A 14686-nucleotide genomic window follows, 5' to 3' on the forward strand; every position below is an offset into this window, starting at 1 on the left:
GTCCGGATGACGGATGCGCAGACTTTCGTGATCGTGGGAGCGGCCCTCGCCGGGGCGAGCGCCGCCAAGACGCTGAGGCAGGAGGGCTTCGAAGGCCGTGTGGTGCTGGTGGGCGCCGAAGCGCACCGCCCCTACATCCGGCCGCCGCTCTCGAAGGACTTCCTGCGCGGCGAGGCGGGCCTCGACGACGTGTTCGTCGAGAAACCCGAGTGGTACGCCGACCACGACGTCGAGCTGCGCACCGGCGTGACCGCCCTGGGCGTCGACCCGGTCGACCACCTCGTCGCGCTCGACTCCGGCGAGGAGCTGCACTACGCGAAACTGCTGCTCGCCACCGGATCCCGGCCGCGCCGACTCGCCGTCGAGGGCGCCGGGCTCTCCGGGGTGCACGTGCTGCGCACGCTCGGCGACTCCGAGGCCCTGCGGGAGGCTCTGACGGGCGGCGGGCGCCGGGTCGTCACGATCGGCGCCGGCTGGATCGGGCTCGAGGTCGCCGCCACCGCGAAGACGCTCGGCAACGAGGTGGTGGTGCTCGACCGAGGGGCCGTCCCGCTCGCCTCCGCGCTCGGCGCCGAGGTGGGGCAGGTGTTCGCGCAGCTGCACGCCGACAACGGCGTGCAGCTCCGGGGCGGCGCCGTCGTCGACCATCTGGTGGGAGATGCGAGCAGGGTGACCGGGGTCGCGCTCCCGAGCGGTGAGGTGATCGCCGCCGACGTAGTGGTGGCCGGCTTGGGCGCCGAGCCGAACCTCGCCCTCGCGGAGTCGGCGGGGCTGGCGCTCGAGAACGGCGTGGCCGTGGATGCGGCCCTGCGTTCGAGCGATCCCGACATCGTGGCCGCCGGCGACATCGCGAACGCCCTGCATCCGCTCGTGAACCTCCGCCTGCGCAGCGAGCACTGGGCCAACGCCCTGAACGGCGGGGCCGCCGCCGCCCGCTCGATGCTCGGTCAGCCGGTGAGCTATGACGACATCCCCTACTTCTACACCGACCAGTTCGACCTCGGCATGGAGTACTCGGGTTTCGGCCCGCTCGCGCGCGACGCCCGGGTGGTGTTCCGCGGCGACGTGGCGGGGCGCGAGTTCCTCGCGTTCTGGCTGAACGGAGACCGCGTGGTGGCCGGCATGAACGTGAACGTGTGGGACGTGAACGAGACCGTGCAGGCGATCATCCGGCACGGCGCCGCGGTGGACGCCGCAGCTCTCGCCGACCCGGACGTGCCGCTGGAGAGCTTCGCAGGCGGCGAGGGGGAGGACGCCTGATGGGGATCGCACGCGGGCGCCGGAGAGTCCTCGGCCTGGCCGCAGCCCTCGCCACGGCCGCCTCGCTGGTGCTGGCCGGATGCGCGGGCGGTTCCGCGCATCCGGCCGGCGAAGCCGCCCCCGCCGCCACGAACGACGTCGTGGGCGTCTGGGTGACGGGCGAGAGCTATGCCTCACCCCAGGTGCCCTATCTCGACTTCGCGAGCGACGGGAGCTGGACCGGCTCCGACGGCTGCAACGGCGCCCAGGGCGACTGGTCGGTCGACTCGAGCGGGATGCTCTCCGTCACGGCCGGCGCCCAGACGCTCATCGGCTGCGACGGCGTGGCCCTTCCCGGCATCCTCTCGCAGGCGGGCATGGCCCTGCGCCAGGGCGAGGAGTTGATCCTCGCCGACACCGACGGCAAGGCGATGATCACGCTGATGCCCGCACCGGCCGGCACCGTGCCCACGGCGGCCCCGACGCCGTGAGCGGATGCGGCCGGCCGGCTCCCGGCCGCCGGGCGAGCGCCGCAGGTTACTTCGCGACGCCCGCGAGCGATCCGGTGGTCTTGCCGTCGGGCATCCCGATCAAGCACGAAACCAGCCGGTCGCCGGCCTCGGTCCACGACGCCTGGGTCGGGGCGAAGTAGGTGTAGGCGTACTCCGAGCGGTCGGCGGCGACGCCCACGAAGCTCTCGAACGACGCCAGGCACTGTGCTTCGGCGCGTGCGGAGACCTGCGCGTCGCCGGGATAGCCGTCGCCGCTCAGCGAGAAGTCGTCGTAGACCTCGAAGTCGTGCTCCTGGGCGCAGGCGACCACGGGCACCTGGGTCACCTCCCGGGTCGGGGAGTCGTTCGCGCTGCTCGTGTCGTCGAAGCACTCGCTGACGGTGAGTGCGGCGGCATCGGTCGTGACCGGGCCGCTCCCTCTGCCGCCGGCCTGCGGGTCGGTGGCCGAGGGAGCGGCCGCGGGGGAGGGCGCGGTGCACGCGGCGAGGCCGAGGGCTGCGGCGACCGCGATCGCCAGACCGGCGGCTCGCCGGGCCGCCGGCCTGCTCGAGTGCGGCGCCGCTGTCATCCGCGCGCGCGGATCAGCTCGAGCACGGCCTCGTGCACCAGCCCGTTGGTGGCGAGAGCGCTGCCGCCCCAGGGCCCGTCGGCGCCGTCGGCCGAGGTGAAGCGGCCGCCGGCCTCCTGCACGATCGGGGCCAGCGCGGCCATGTCGTAGGGTTGCAGGTCGAACTCGGCGGCGATCTCCAGCTGGCCCTCCGCCACCATCATGTACGACCACATCTCGCCGTAGGCGCGCGTGCGCCACACCGCCCGGGCGAGCGCGGTGAGCTGCTCGAGCCGGCCCTCCTCGTCCCAGCCCTTGAAGCTGTTGTAGCTGAGCGAGGCGTCGGAGAGCGCCGAGATGCCGGATGCGCGCAGCGCGCGCGGCGCTCCGGTGCCGCCGTCGAGAACGTCGGTCGTGTAGGCGCCGAGGCCCGTGGCGCCCCACCAGCGCCGGCCGAGCGCCGGCGCGCTCACCACGCCGAGCACGGGCACGCCATCGATCGCCAGGGCGATCAGCGTGGCCCACACCGGCACTCCGCGGAGGTAGTTGGCGGTGCCGTCGATCGGATCGATGATCCACTGCCGGGAGCCCTCGCCGGCCGTGCCGAACTCCTCGCCGAAGACGGAGTCGCCCGGGCGCTCGGCCTCGATCCCGGCGCGGATGGCCTGCTCGGTGGCGCGGTCGGCATCCGTCACCGGGGTGCGGTCGGGCTTCGTGTCGACGTGCAGGTCGGTGGCGCGGAACCGCGAGCGCGAGACGGCGTCGGCGGCATCGGCGAGGCGCAGCGCCAGCGCGAGGTCGCCGGCGAGGCCGGAATCGGTCGGGGCGGCGGAGCTGTCGTTCTGGGTCACCCCTCCAGGCTAGCGCCGGGCGCCCGAACGATCAGGCCGTGGTGTCGAGCAGCTTGCGCAGGGACTCGATGCGTGCCTTGCCGCTCTCGCCGAGTTCGCCGGCCTCGACGCGGTCGATGATCTCCCAGTCGTGCGCCTCGGTCAGGGGCACCCCGCCGGGCGGCTCGCCCTCCGGCACGAAGGCGGTGGCGGCGAAGGAGCGCAGGATGTTCGCGGGGTCGACATGGCCGAGCCCGAAGGAGCGCACGCCCGGGGTGTCGATGATCCAGCCGGAGCGGCCGTCGGCGGCGCGCATCCGGAGGCAGACGGTCGACGACGAGGTGTGACGGCCGCGCCCGGTGACGGTGTTGACGACCCCGGTGGCGCGCTCGGCGCTCGGCACGAGCACGTTCACGAGCGTCGACTTGCCGACGCCCGAGTGACCGACGGCCACGGTGGTGCGGTCGACCAGCAGCTCGGTGAGCTCCTCCACCGGCACCTCGTCGCGCGAGAAGGTGAGGATGCGGATGTCGAGGCAGGCGAATTCGGCCAGCAAGGGCGCCGGGTCGGCCAGGTCGGTCTTCGTGACGCAGAGGATGGGCGTGATGCCGGCGTCGAAGGCGGCCACGAGGTAGCGGTCGATCAGCCGGGCGCGGGGTTCGGGGTTCGCCGCGGCCACCACGATCAGCATCTGGTCGGCATTGGCCACGATCACGCGTTCGACGGCGTCGGAGTCGTCGGCGCTGCGGCGCAGCAGCGTGGAACGCTCGTGCACCCGCACCACGCGGGCCAGGCTGCCCGCGTCGCCCGAGGTGTCGCCGACGAGGTCGACCCAGTCGCCCGTCACGATCGCCGTGCGGCCGAGTTCACGCGCGCGGGAGGCCGTGATCTCGTGCTCCTCGGGGGTGTCCTGGTTCACGAGCACCGCGAAGCGGCCGCGGTCGACGGTCATGATGCGGCCGGGGACCGCGTCGTCGTGCGCGGGCCGGGTCTTCGTGCGCGGGCGGTTGCCCTTGGGATTCGGGCGCACCCGCACGCTCGACTCGTCGAACTCCGGCTCGTCGTCGTCTTCGTCGTCGTCGGACCACCAGCTCATGGCAGCAGGCCACGCCAGAGCTCGGGGAACTGCGGGAGCGTCTTGCTCGTGGTGGCGATGTCCTCGATCAGCACCCCGTCGACCGCGAGGCCGATGATCGAGCCGGCGTGCGCCATCCGGTGGTCGGCGTAGCTCAGCCAGACGCCACCGTGCAACGGCCGCGGGGTGATGGCGAGGCCGTCGGGCAGCTCGGTCACCTCGCCGCCGAGTTTCGTGATCTCGGTCGCCAGAGCGGCCAGGCGGTCGGTCTCGTGGTGACGGATGTGGCCGATACCGGTGATCTCGCTCGGCCCGTCGGCGAGGGCCGCGAGCGCCACGATGGCGGGGGCGAGCTCGCCCCCGGTGCTGAGGTCGAGCTGGATGCCGCGGATGCTCTCGCCGCCGGTGACGGTGAGGCGGTCGCCGACGAGCTCGACCGTGGCGCCGAACAAGGGGAGGATCGTGGCGAGGTCGGCGCCCACCTGGGTGGTCGACGCGGGCCAGCCGGTGATCGTGACCCGGCCGCCGGTGACCAGGGCGGCGGCGAGGAAGGGCGCCGCGTTCGAGAGGTCGGGCTCGATGGCCACCTCGGCGCCGGAGATGGGCCCGGGCGCGACCGACCAGGATCCCTCGCCCGTGCTCTGCGCATCCACCCCCCGGGCCTGGAGAGCGGCGAGGGTCATCTCGATGTGCGGCTGGCTCGGCAGGCGTTCGCCCTCGTGCGCGAGGTCGAGACCGCCGTCGAAGCGGGCCGCGGTGAGCAGCAGGCCGCTCACGAACTGGCTCGAGGAGGAGGCGTCGATGCGCAGCGCCCCGCCGGCCACGCGGCCGGTGCCGTGCACCGTGAAGGGCAGGGCGCCGCGGCCCTCGTCGCCGATGTCGACGCCGAGCGCGCGGAGCGAGGTGATCGTGGTCGACATCGGGCGGCGGCGCGCGCCGGCATCGCCGTCGAAGGTGGTGGGGCCGAGGGCGAGCGCTGCCACGGGTGGGAGGAACCGCATCACCGTGCCGGCGAGGCCGCAGTCGATGGTGGTGCTGCCGAGGAGCTCCGCCGCAGGCTCGATCAGCCAGTCGGCTCCGTAGGAGCCCGTGCCGTCGACAGCCGTGACGGTGGTGCCGAGCGAGCGGAGGGCCTCCACCATCAGGTCGCTGTCGCGGGAGTGCAGAGGAGCGATCAGCCGGGACGGGGCGTCGGCGAGGGCGGAGAGCACGAGCTCGCGGTTGGTCAGCGACTTCGATCCAGGGAGCGAGACGGTCGCGTCGATCGGCGCCGTGGCGCGGGGCGCCGGCCAGTGCTCCTCGGTGTTCACCGGCGCGTCGTCGCCGTAGGGGTTGAACTGCGGCGTGGAATATCTCGAAACAGGCATCGGTTATCAGAGTAGTCGGCTGAAGAATCGCATGGAGGAACCCCCGCTTGATGGCAACTGCGTTGCTTGCACCGCCGGTCGTAGACTTGGCGCTGATGAGCACTCCCACCCCAGATCCTCGCGCCCTTTTCGAAGAGCAGGCCATCCCGTTCCTCGATCAGCTCTACGGCGCCGCCCTGCGCATGACCCGCAACCCGAGCGACGCGCAAGATCTGGTGCAGGAGACCTTCGTGAAGGCCTACGCCGCTTTCGGCCAGTTCGAGCAGGGCACCAACCTCAAGGCGTGGCTCTACCGCATCCTCACCAACACGTTCATCAACACCTACCGCAAGAAGCAGCGCGACCCCTACCAGGGATCGACGAGCGACATGGAGGACTGGCAGCTCGGCACGGCCGAGTCGGCCACCGCCTCGCTCTCGAGCCGCTCCGCCGAAGCCGAGGCGATCGACCACCTGCCCGACAGCGATGTCAAAGAGGCGCTGCAGTCGATTCCGGAAGACTTCCGTCTGGCCGTCTACCTGGCCGACGTCGAAGGCTTCTCCTACCAGGAGATTGCCGACATCATGAAGACCCCCGTGGGCACGGTCATGAGTCGCCTGCATCGCGGCCGGCGACTTCTCCGGGGTCTTCTCACCGATTACGCACGGGATCGCGGCCTGGCCACCGCCACCGTCAAAGGGAGCAAGAAATGACTGACTGCGGTTGCGACAAGGCACGCGCCGAACTCGAGGAGTATCTGCGCAACGAGATCTGCCACACGGATGCCGACGACATCCGGGCGCACCTGGAGACCTGCGAGGGCTGCCAGTCCGAACTCCACCTGGGCATCGTGCTCACCCAGACCGTGCAGCGCGCCTGCAAGGAGACCGCCCCCGAAGAGCTCCGCGAGCAGCTCCTCCTCACCCTTCGCACCCTCCAATCCCACTGACACTCATCGCGAGACGTCAAAAAACGCCCTAAGAGTGAATCCTTAGGGCGTTTTTTGACGTTTCGACGAGAGGTCAGCTCAGCGCGCGGGCGATGAGTTCGGCCTGCTCGACGGCGTGGCGCTTCGCGCTGCCGGCGGCGGGGGAGGCCGCGGCGGGGCGCGAGACGACCGTGATGGTGCGGCCGTTCAGGCGGCTCGCCAGCTCGGTGCAGATGAAGGGCCAGGCGCCCTGGTTCTGCGGCTCGTCCTGCACCCACACCAGTTCGGCATTCGGGTAGCGCGCGATGGTGGCGTTGATCTCGGTGAGCGGCAGCGGGTAGAACTGCTCCACCCGCACGAGGGCGATCGCCTCGTTCGGGTTCTTCTGCAGCTCGCTCGCGAGGTCGTAGTGCACCTTGCCCGAGTGCAGCAGCACCTTCGTGACCGCTTCCGCGTCGGTGATGCGCGCGTCGTCGATGACCGGCTCGAAGCGGCCCTTCGTGAGGTCCTCGACCGAGCTCGTGGCTCCGCGCAGACGCAGCATCGCCTTCGGGGTGAACACGATCAGCGGCGTGCGGGGGCGCTCGTAGGCCTGGCGGCGCAGCAGGTGGAAATAGGATGCCGGGGTCGACGGGCGCGCCACGGTCATGTTGTTCTCCGCGCAGAGCTGCAGGTAGCGCTCGATGCGCGCCGAGGAGTGGTCGGGGCCCTGGCCCTCGTAGCCGTGCGGCAGCAGCAGCACGAGCGAGGAACGCTGACCCCACTTCTGCTCGGCCGAGGAGATGAACTCGTCGATGATGGTCTGGGCGCCGTTCGCGAAGTCGCCGAACTGGGCCTCCCAGAGCACCAGCGCATCCGCCCGCTCCACCGAGTAGCCGTACTCGAAGCCCATGGCCGCGTACTCCGAGAGCAGCGAGTCGTAGATCCAGAACCGGGCCTGGTTGTCGGCGAGGTTTGCGAGCGGCAGCCACTCCTGGCCGTTCTCGCGGTCGTGCAGCACGGCGTGGCGCTGCACGAAGGTGCCGCGTCGCGCATCCTGGCCGGCGAGGCGCACCGGCGTGCCCTCGACGAGCAGCGAGCCGAGGGCGAGCAGCTCACCGAACGCCCAGTCGATGTTGCCCGAACGGCTCATCTCGAGGCGCTTGGTGAGCAGCTGCTGCAGCTTCGGGTGCACGGTGAACCCGGCGGGCGGGTTGTCGAAGGCGTCGCCGATCAGGTGGATCGTCGACTCGGAGACGGCCGTCTCGAAGGGCGTGGTGGCGCTGTCGTCGCGCTGCGCCTCGGGGCGCTCGAGGTCGGCGACCGCGTTGACGTCGCCCGTGATCACCGGGATCGAGGAGGTCTGGGCGGCGTGCGTCTCCGCGAAGGCACGCTCGAGGCGGTCCTGGAAGTCGCGGTGGACGCCCTCGTACTCCTCCTCGGTGATGTCGCCACGGCCGAGCAGGGCCTCGGTGTAGAGCTTGCGCACCGAGCGCTTGGCCTCGATCAGGTTGTACATCAGCGGCTGGGTCATCGAGGGGTCGTCGCCCTCGTTGTGACCACGCCGGCGGTAGCAGATCAGGTCGATGAACACGTCGCGGTGGAACTGCTGGCGGTACTCGAAGGCCAGCTGCGCCACGCGCACGACCGACTCGGGGTCGTCGCCGTTCACGTGGAAGATCGGCGCCTGGATGGTCTTGGCCACGTCGGTGGAGTACACCGAGGAGCGCGACTCCGACGGAGGAGTCGTGAATCCGACCTGGTTGTTGATGTTGACGTGGATGGTGCCGCCGGTGCGGTAGCCGCGCAGCTGCGACATCTGCAGCGTCTCCACCACGACGCCCTGGCCCGCGAGGGCGGCGTCGCCGTGGATCAGGATGGGCAGGGTCGAGAAGGTGCCGATGGGCTTCCGGTCCTGCTTCGCGCGCACGATGCCCTCGAGCACGCCGTCGGCCGCTTCGAGGTGCGAGGGGTTCGCGGCGAGGTAGACCGGGATCTCCTTGCCGTCCGAGGCGGTGAAGGTGCCCTCGGTGCCGAGGTGGTACTTCACGTCGCCCGAGCCCTGCACGGTGCGCGGGTCTTGGGTGCCCTCGAACTCGCGGAAGATCTGGCCGTAGGTCTTGCCGGCGATGTTCGTGAGCACGTTGAGGCGGCCGCGGTGCGCCATGCCGATCGCGACCTCGTCGAGACCCTCGTCGGCGGCGCCCTGGATGATGCGGTCCAGCAGGGCGATGGTCGACTCGCCGCCCTCGAGCGAGAAGCGCTTCTGGCCGACGTACTTGGTCTGCAGGAAGGTCTCGAAGGCCTCGGCCTCGTTGAGCTTCTCCAGGATGCGCATCTGCTCGTCGTGGCCGGGCTTCGCGTAGGGGCGCTCCACCTTCTCCTGGATCCAGCGGCGCTGACCGGGATCCTGGATGTGCATGTACTCGATGCCGATCTTGCGGCAGTAGGAGTCGCGCAGCACCCCGAGGATGTCGCGCAGGTAGGCCTGGCGCGTGAGGCCGAACTCGCCGGTCACGAACTCGCGGTCGAGGTCCCAGAAGGTCAGGCCGTGCGAGGCGATGTCCAGGTCGGGGTGCGAGCGCTGGCGGTATTCGAGCGGGTCGATGTCGGCCATCAGGTGGCCGCGCACGCGGAAGGCGTTGATCAGCTCCTGCACGCGCGCCGTCTTGTCGATGGCGCTGGCCTCGTCGACCGAGATGTCGGCCGCCCAGTGGATGGGCTCGTAGGGGATGCGCAGCTCCGCGAAGATGTTCTCGTAGAAGTTGCGCTCTCCGAGCAGCAGCTCGTGCACCTTCTTGAGGAACTCGCCCGATCCGGCGCCCTGGATGACGCGGTGGTCGTAGGTCGAGGTGAGCGTGATGACCTTGCCGATGCCGAGGTTCGACAGCACCTTCGCCGAGGCGCCCTGGAACTCGGCCGGGTATTCGAGGGCGCCCGCGCCGATGATGGCGCCCTGCCCCTTCATCAGGCGCGGCACCGAGTGCACGGTGCCGATGCCGCCCGGGTTCGTGAGCGAGATCGTGGTGCCCTGGAAGTCGGCGGCGGTGAGCTTGTTCTGGCGGGCGCGACGCACGAGGTCCTCGTAGGCCACCAGGAACTCGTTGAAGCCCATGGTGTCGGCGCGTTTGATGCCGGGCACGAGCAGCGCGCGCGTGCCGTCGGGCTTGGGCAGGTCGATGGCGATGCCGAGGCCCACGTGGGCGGGGGCGACCACGGAGGGCTTGCCGTCGACCTCGTCGTAGTAGACGTTCTGGCTCGGGAACTCCTTGAGCGCCTGCACCAGGGCCCAGCCGATCAGGTGGGTGAAGGAGACCTTGCCGCCGCGCGAGCGGCGCAGGTTGTTGTTGATGACGATGCGGTTGTCGATCAGCAGCTTCGCCGGGATCGAGCGCACGCTCGTGGCCGTCGGCACCGTGAGGCTCGCATCCATGTTGGTGGCGAGCGACTTGGCCATGCCGCGGAGCGGGGTGACGGCGTCTTTCTCGGCGTCCTCGGCCGCATCCTTCGCCACCTCTTCGGGCGTGGCGGTGCGCGTGCTCGGCGCCTCGGCCGGGATGGGCTGCGGCTTCGCCTCGACGCTCGTGGTCTTCGCGACGGGCTGCGTCATCGGGCGCGCGGTGGCTCCGGATGCCGCGGCGACCTGCTGCGACTCGGTCTGCGCGGGCGGCGCCACGGTCTGCGCGGCGGGGACGGGCTCCGGAGCGGCGGCGACGGGGGCCGGGTCAGCCGCTGCCGGGGCGGCGGAGCCGCCGGCCACCTGCGAGCGGTAGCTCTCCAGAACGGGCCACCATGACTTGTCGACCGAGTTCTTGTCGGCGACCCACTGCTCGTAGAGTTCGTCGACGAGCCACTCGTTGGCCCCGAACTCTCCCGAGGCACCGTCTTCTGTACTCGTACCCGTCAATTGGCTGGTCAAAGCCGATCGCCCACTTCCCGTTGCCTCACGTCTTCATGGCACGTGCCGGTGTCTGCTGCGCTGCTTGTTCACGCGTGGACACGTGCAGAGTCAAGCCTAAACCCCTCGACTGGGTGCCCGGTCCATGACAGGTGTGGCGTGGCACGGAGGGGGCCTGCGCGGCCCGGGGGCTTACCGTAGAGGCATGGAGTTCTATGGCGACGCCGGGCGCAACGACCTGACCTATTCCGACGTGTTCCTCATCCCCTCACGGTCGGCGGTCACGAGCCGGCTCGATGTCGCGCTCGACCCGGCCGACGGCACGGGCGCGACCATCCCGATCGTCTCCGCGAACATGAACTCCGTCACCGGCCCGCGGCTCGCCGCCTCGCTCGCCCGGCGCGGCGGTCTCGGCGTGCTGCCGCAGGACATGCACCTGCAGGACCTGGCCGCCGCCATCCGCTGGGTCAAGGAGCAGCCGGTCGAGTTCGACACGCCCTTCGACTTCGCGCCGGGCGACACCGTGGAGGAGGCGCTCCGCATCGTTCCCGCCGTGCCCGGCCACGGCATCGTTCTGCACGAGGCGAGCGGCGAGTTCGTCGGCTGCATCCCGGCCTCCCGCCTGGCCACGGCGCTCCCGGATGCGCGCCTCGGCGACCTGCTGCACGGCGCGCAGCTGCACGGGGCCCTGACCTCGCTCGCGGCCGACGACCTCGACGGGCCGCGCGAGGCCTTCGACGCGATGGTGGCCGCGGAGATCGACTTCGCCCCGGTGATGCGCCACGGGGCCGTGATCGGCACCCTCAGCCGCACCAGCGCCCTGCGCTCCACCATCTACCGCCCGGCCGTGGATGCGCACGGCCGGCTCCGCGTCGCCGCCGCGGTCGGCATCAACGGCGACGTCGTGGAGAAGGCGAAGGCCCTCGTGGCCGCCGGCGTCGACGTGCTCGTGGTCGACACCGCCCACGGCCATCAGGAGGGCATGCTGCGGGCGCTGCGGGCGCTCAAGGAGGCCGGCCTCGGCAAGGAGGGCACGCGCATCCCGATCGCCGCCGGCAACGTCGTGACCGCTCGGGCCGTGGCCGACCTCGTCGACGCGGGGGCCGACATCCTGAAGGTCGGCGTGGGCCCGGGCGCGATGTGCACCACCCGCATGATGACGGCCGTCGGACGCCCCCAGTTCTCGGCCGTGCTCGAGACCTCGGCGGCGGCGCGCGAGCTCGGCGCCCACGTCTGGGCCGACGGCGGGGTGCGCTACCCGCGCGACGTGGCGCTCGCCCTCGCGGCGGGCGCGGCCTCGGTGATGATCGGCTCCTGGTTCGCCGGAACCATCGAGGCGCCCGGCCGCCTCGACACGGATGCGCAGGGCCGGCTCTACAAGGAGAGCTGGGGCATGGCCTCGACGAAGGCCGTGCAGGAGCGCTTCGGCCGGCTCGACGCCTACGACCTCGCGCGCAAGACCCTGTTCGCCGAAGGGATCTCGTCGAGCCGCATCTACCTCGACCCGCTGCGGCCGTCGCTGGAGGACCTGCTCGACATGATCACCTCGGGGGTGCGCAGCTCCTTCACCTACGCCGGCGCCGCCGACCTGGCGGAATTCCACGACCGGGCCCTCGTGGGCATCCAGTCGGCGGCGGGCTACGAAGAGGGCAAGGCGCTCCCGGTCAGCTGGTGATGCGGCGCCCCGTCAGGGGCGTTCCGCCGGCAGCGATCATCCTGGTGGGCGCTCGGGCACGCACGCTATAGTGGGCCGGACAATGGACGACCCTCCCTCTGCCCATCATCCGTCACCGACCATGATCAGTTCAGATCCGCTCGACCCGGGGGTGCCCCGTGGTCTTTGAGTGGGTCATGCTGGGAGTCGGACTCCTCCTCACCATCGGAACCGGCTTCTTCGTCGCATCCGAGTTCTCGCTCGTCAATCTCGACCGCTCGGATCTCGAAGCGCGCACCGAACGCGGCGAGAAGGGGCTGCAGCCGGCCATCACGGCGCTGAAGCACACCTCCACCCATCTCTCGAGCGCCCAGCTCGGCATCACGCTGACGACGCTGCTGACCGGATACACCATGGAGCCGGCGATCTCGAGCCTGCTGCGCGATCCGCTCGTGGCCGTCGGCATCCCCGACGGCGTCGTGCCCGTGATCAGCGCGACCGTCGGCATCGTGATCGCCACGCTGCTGTCGATGATCGTGGGCGAGCTCGTGCCGAAGAACTTCGCGCTCGCCCTGCCGCTCAAGACCGCGCGCGTCGTGGTGCCGTTCCAGCTCGCGTTCACGATGGTCTTCCGTCCGGCGGTGGCGCTGCTCAACAACAGCGCCAACGGCCTGCTGCGCCTCGTCGGGATCGAGCCGAAGGAGGAGCTCTCGGGCGCACGCACCGCCGAGGAGCTCTCCTCGCTCGTGCGCCGCTCGGCCATGCAAGGCAGCCTCGACGAGGACACCGCGACGCTGCTGAACCGCACCTTGCTCTTCTCCTCGCATACGGCGGCGGATGCGATGACGCCGCGTCCGCGCATCGCGAGCGTCAAGCGCGGCGAGACCGCCGCCTCGGTGCTCGAGCTGGCGCGGTCGACCGGGCACTCCCGCTTCCCGGTCATCGACGACGACATCGACGACGTCGTGGGCCTCGTGCACGTGAAGCAGGCCGTGGCGATCCCGCGTGAACGGCGATCCGAGGTGCCCGTGGTGGCGATCATGACCGAGACCGTTCGGGTGCCGGAGACGATGATGCTCGACGTGCTGCTGGGCGAACTGCGCGGCCGCGGCTATCAGATGGCCGTGGTGATCGACGAGTACGGCGGAACCGCCGGTGTCGTGACGCTCGAAGACCTCGTCGAGGAGCTCGTGGGTGACCTCGCCGACGAGCACGACCGCACCCGGGCCGGAGTGGTGCGCTCACGCGGCGCCACCACCTTCCCCGGCATGCTGCGGCCCGACGAGCTCGCCGACCAGGCCGGCATCCACGTGCCGGAGGACGGACCCTACGAGACCGTGGCCGGATTCGTGATGAGCGAACTCGGCCGGGTGCCCGTCGTGGGAGACATCGTCTCGCTGCCCGACGGCGCCTTGCGCGTCGAGCGCATGGACGGCCGCCGCATCGACCGGCTGCGCTTCGTGCCCTCACCGACCCCCGAGGAGGCGGCTCTCGCCGCCGACGACGCCGCTCCTGGGCGGCTGCTCGAGCCGGAGTCGGCGGAGCAGAGCGAGGTGAACCGTGGCTGACTGGCTCGGAATCGTCTGGCTCGTGGTGCTGCTCGCGGGCAACGCCTTCTTCGTGGCCGCGGAGTTCGCGGTGATCTCGGCGCGCCGATCGCAGATCGAACCGCTCGCCGAGCAGGGCAAGGCGAGCGCCAAGACCGCCCTCTGGGCGATGGAGCACGCCACCCTGATGCTCGCGACGAGCCAGCTCGGCATCACCGTGTGCTCGCTGCTCATCCTGAACGTGTCGGAGCCCGCCATCCATCACCTGCTGGAGGGGCCGCTGCATCTCACCGGGCTTCCCGAGGAGGCCGTGGGCACGATCGGCTTCATCATCACGCTCGTGCTGGTGTCGTTCCTCCACGTGGTGTTCGGCGAGATGGTGCCGAAGAACCTCTCGTTCTCGGTGCCCGACCGGGCCGTGCTCCTGCTCGCGCCGCCCCTCGTGGGCATCGCGCGGGTGTTCCGCCCGATCATCGTCGCGCTCAACTCCACCGCGAACGGCGTGCTGCGCCTGTTCCGGGTGGAGCCGAAGAGCGAGGCGGCGAGTGCCTTCACCCTCGACGAGGTGTCGACGATCGTGGCGCAGTCCACAAAGGAGGGCGTGCTCTCCGACCGCACCGGAACGCTCAGCGCCGCCTTCGAGTTCACGGCGAAGACCGTCGCCGATGTCGCGGTGCCGCTCTCGGGGCTGGTCAGCCTTCCCCCCGGGGCGACGCCGGCCGATGTGGAGCACGCGGTCGCCAAGCACGGCTTCTCGCGGTACCTGATCGTCGACGCCGACGGGCTGCCGACGGGATACGTGCATCTGAAAGACGTGATCGACCTCGACGACGACGAGTTCGACGACCCGATCCCGGCCAAGCGCATCCGGCAGTTGCCGTCGATCTTCGAGAAGACCGACCTCGAAGACGCGCTGGCGTCGATGCGCCGCTCGGGCGGGCACCTCGCCCGCACCTTCACCGAGTCGGGGCAGACGAAGGGCGTGCTGTTCCTCGAGGACATCATCGAGGAGCTCGTAGGCGAAGTGCAGGACGCCACGCGCCGCTAGGCGTCAGCGAGGTCGCGCGAGGTGCTCCTGCCCTCAGCGAGGTCGCGCGATGTGCTCCCGCCCTCAGTCGGGGGAGCACATCG

General features: G+C 70.8%; 12 protein-coding genes. 7 read left to right on the forward strand and 5 right to left on the reverse strand.

Features of this window, described 5'->3' with window-relative positions:
- Positions 1 to 6: 6 nt before the first annotated feature.
- Entirely contained in the window at positions 7 to 1260 is a 1254-nt protein-coding gene (locus VD659_RS14100; protein WP_423261704.1) for an NAD(P)/FAD-dependent oxidoreductase, read from the forward strand.
- Positions 1260 to 1730, forward strand: coding sequence for an META domain-containing protein (locus tag VD659_RS14105; protein WP_423261705.1), 471 nt, complete (start codon positions 1260 to 1262; stop codon positions 1728 to 1730). Before VD659_RS14100 ends, VD659_RS14105 begins: the two co-directional genes overlap by 1 nt.
- A gap of 46 nt (positions 1731 to 1776) precedes the next feature.
- Here the strand turns inward: VD659_RS14105 and VD659_RS14110 are convergent, their stop codons facing one another.
- The 4 genes from VD659_RS14110 to aroA are packed head-to-tail and all read right to left on the reverse strand — an operon-like array spanning position 1777 to position 5570.
- Positions 1777 to 2319, reverse strand: a complete 543-nt coding sequence (locus VD659_RS14110) for a septum formation family protein (protein WP_423261706.1) — start codon at positions 2317 to 2319, stop codon at positions 1777 to 1779.
- Entirely contained in the window at positions 2316 to 3149 is an 834-nt protein-coding gene (gene hisN, locus VD659_RS14115) for a histidinol-phosphatase (RefSeq protein ID WP_423261707.1), read from the reverse strand. The genes VD659_RS14110 and hisN overlap by 4 nt, the downstream gene beginning before the upstream one ends.
- Before the next feature lie 31 nt (positions 3150 to 3180).
- Complete coding sequence (gene rsgA, locus VD659_RS14120; protein ID WP_137836907.1) at positions 3181 to 4224, reverse strand: ribosome small subunit-dependent GTPase A; 1044 nt, start codon at positions 4222 to 4224, stop codon at positions 3181 to 3183.
- The gene (gene aroA / locus VD659_RS14125) at positions 4221 to 5570 is read right to left on the reverse strand and encodes a 3-phosphoshikimate 1-carboxyvinyltransferase (RefSeq protein ID WP_423261708.1); all 1350 of its coding nucleotides are present in this window, start codon (positions 5568 to 5570) and stop codon (positions 4221 to 4223) included. The genes rsgA and aroA overlap by 4 nt, the downstream gene beginning before the upstream one ends.
- 95 nt (positions 5571 to 5665) lie before the next feature.
- Between aroA and VD659_RS14130 the strand changes: the two genes are divergently transcribed.
- Together VD659_RS14130 and VD659_RS14135 are read left to right on the forward strand one after the other, a co-directional pair.
- Entirely contained in the window at positions 5666 to 6262 is a 597-nt protein-coding gene (locus tag VD659_RS14130; RefSeq protein ID WP_423261709.1) for a sigma-70 family RNA polymerase sigma factor, read from the forward strand.
- Positions 6259 to 6498 carry a zf-HC2 domain-containing protein gene (locus tag VD659_RS14135; protein WP_423261710.1) on the forward strand — a complete coding sequence of 80 codons (240 nt, stop codon included), beginning with the start codon at positions 6259 to 6261 and terminating at the stop codon, positions 6496 to 6498. The genes VD659_RS14130 and VD659_RS14135 overlap by 4 nt, the downstream gene beginning before the upstream one ends.
- Before the next feature lie 73 nt (positions 6499 to 6571).
- On the opposite strand, the gene VD659_RS14140 is transcribed toward VD659_RS14135, so the two are convergent.
- Complete coding sequence (locus VD659_RS14140) at positions 6572 to 10375, reverse strand: multifunctional oxoglutarate decarboxylase/oxoglutarate dehydrogenase thiamine pyrophosphate-binding subunit/dihydrolipoyllysine-residue succinyltransferase subunit (protein WP_423261711.1); 3804 nt, start codon at positions 10373 to 10375, stop codon at positions 6572 to 6574.
- Positions 10376 to 10559: 184 nt separating this feature from the next.
- On the opposite strand from VD659_RS14140, the gene VD659_RS14145 reads away from it, so the two are divergent.
- The 3 genes from VD659_RS14145 to VD659_RS14155 all read left to right on the forward strand — a co-directional run bounded on the left by VD659_RS14145 (position 10560) and on the right by VD659_RS14155 (position 14603).
- Positions 10560 to 12029: a GuaB1 family IMP dehydrogenase-related protein gene (locus tag VD659_RS14145; protein ID WP_423261712.1), complete on the forward strand. Its 1470-nt coding sequence runs from the start codon at positions 10560 to 10562 to the stop codon at positions 12027 to 12029.
- 176 nt (positions 12030 to 12205) lie between these two features.
- Positions 12206 to 13576 carry a hemolysin family protein gene (locus VD659_RS14150; protein WP_423261713.1) on the forward strand — a complete coding sequence of 457 codons (1371 nt, stop codon included), beginning with the start codon at positions 12206 to 12208 and terminating at the stop codon, positions 13574 to 13576.
- Positions 13569 to 14603, forward strand: coding sequence for a hemolysin family protein (locus tag VD659_RS14155; RefSeq protein ID WP_137836901.1), 1035 nt, complete (start codon positions 13569 to 13571; stop codon positions 14601 to 14603). The genes VD659_RS14150 and VD659_RS14155 overlap by 8 nt, the downstream gene beginning before the upstream one ends.
- The last annotated feature ends 83 nt before the right edge of the window (positions 14604 to 14686 follow it).

It is taken from the genome of Herbiconiux sp. 11R-BC (assembly GCF_049472555.1).
GTDB lineage: Bacteria > Actinomycetota > Actinomycetes > Actinomycetales > Microbacteriaceae > Herbiconiux.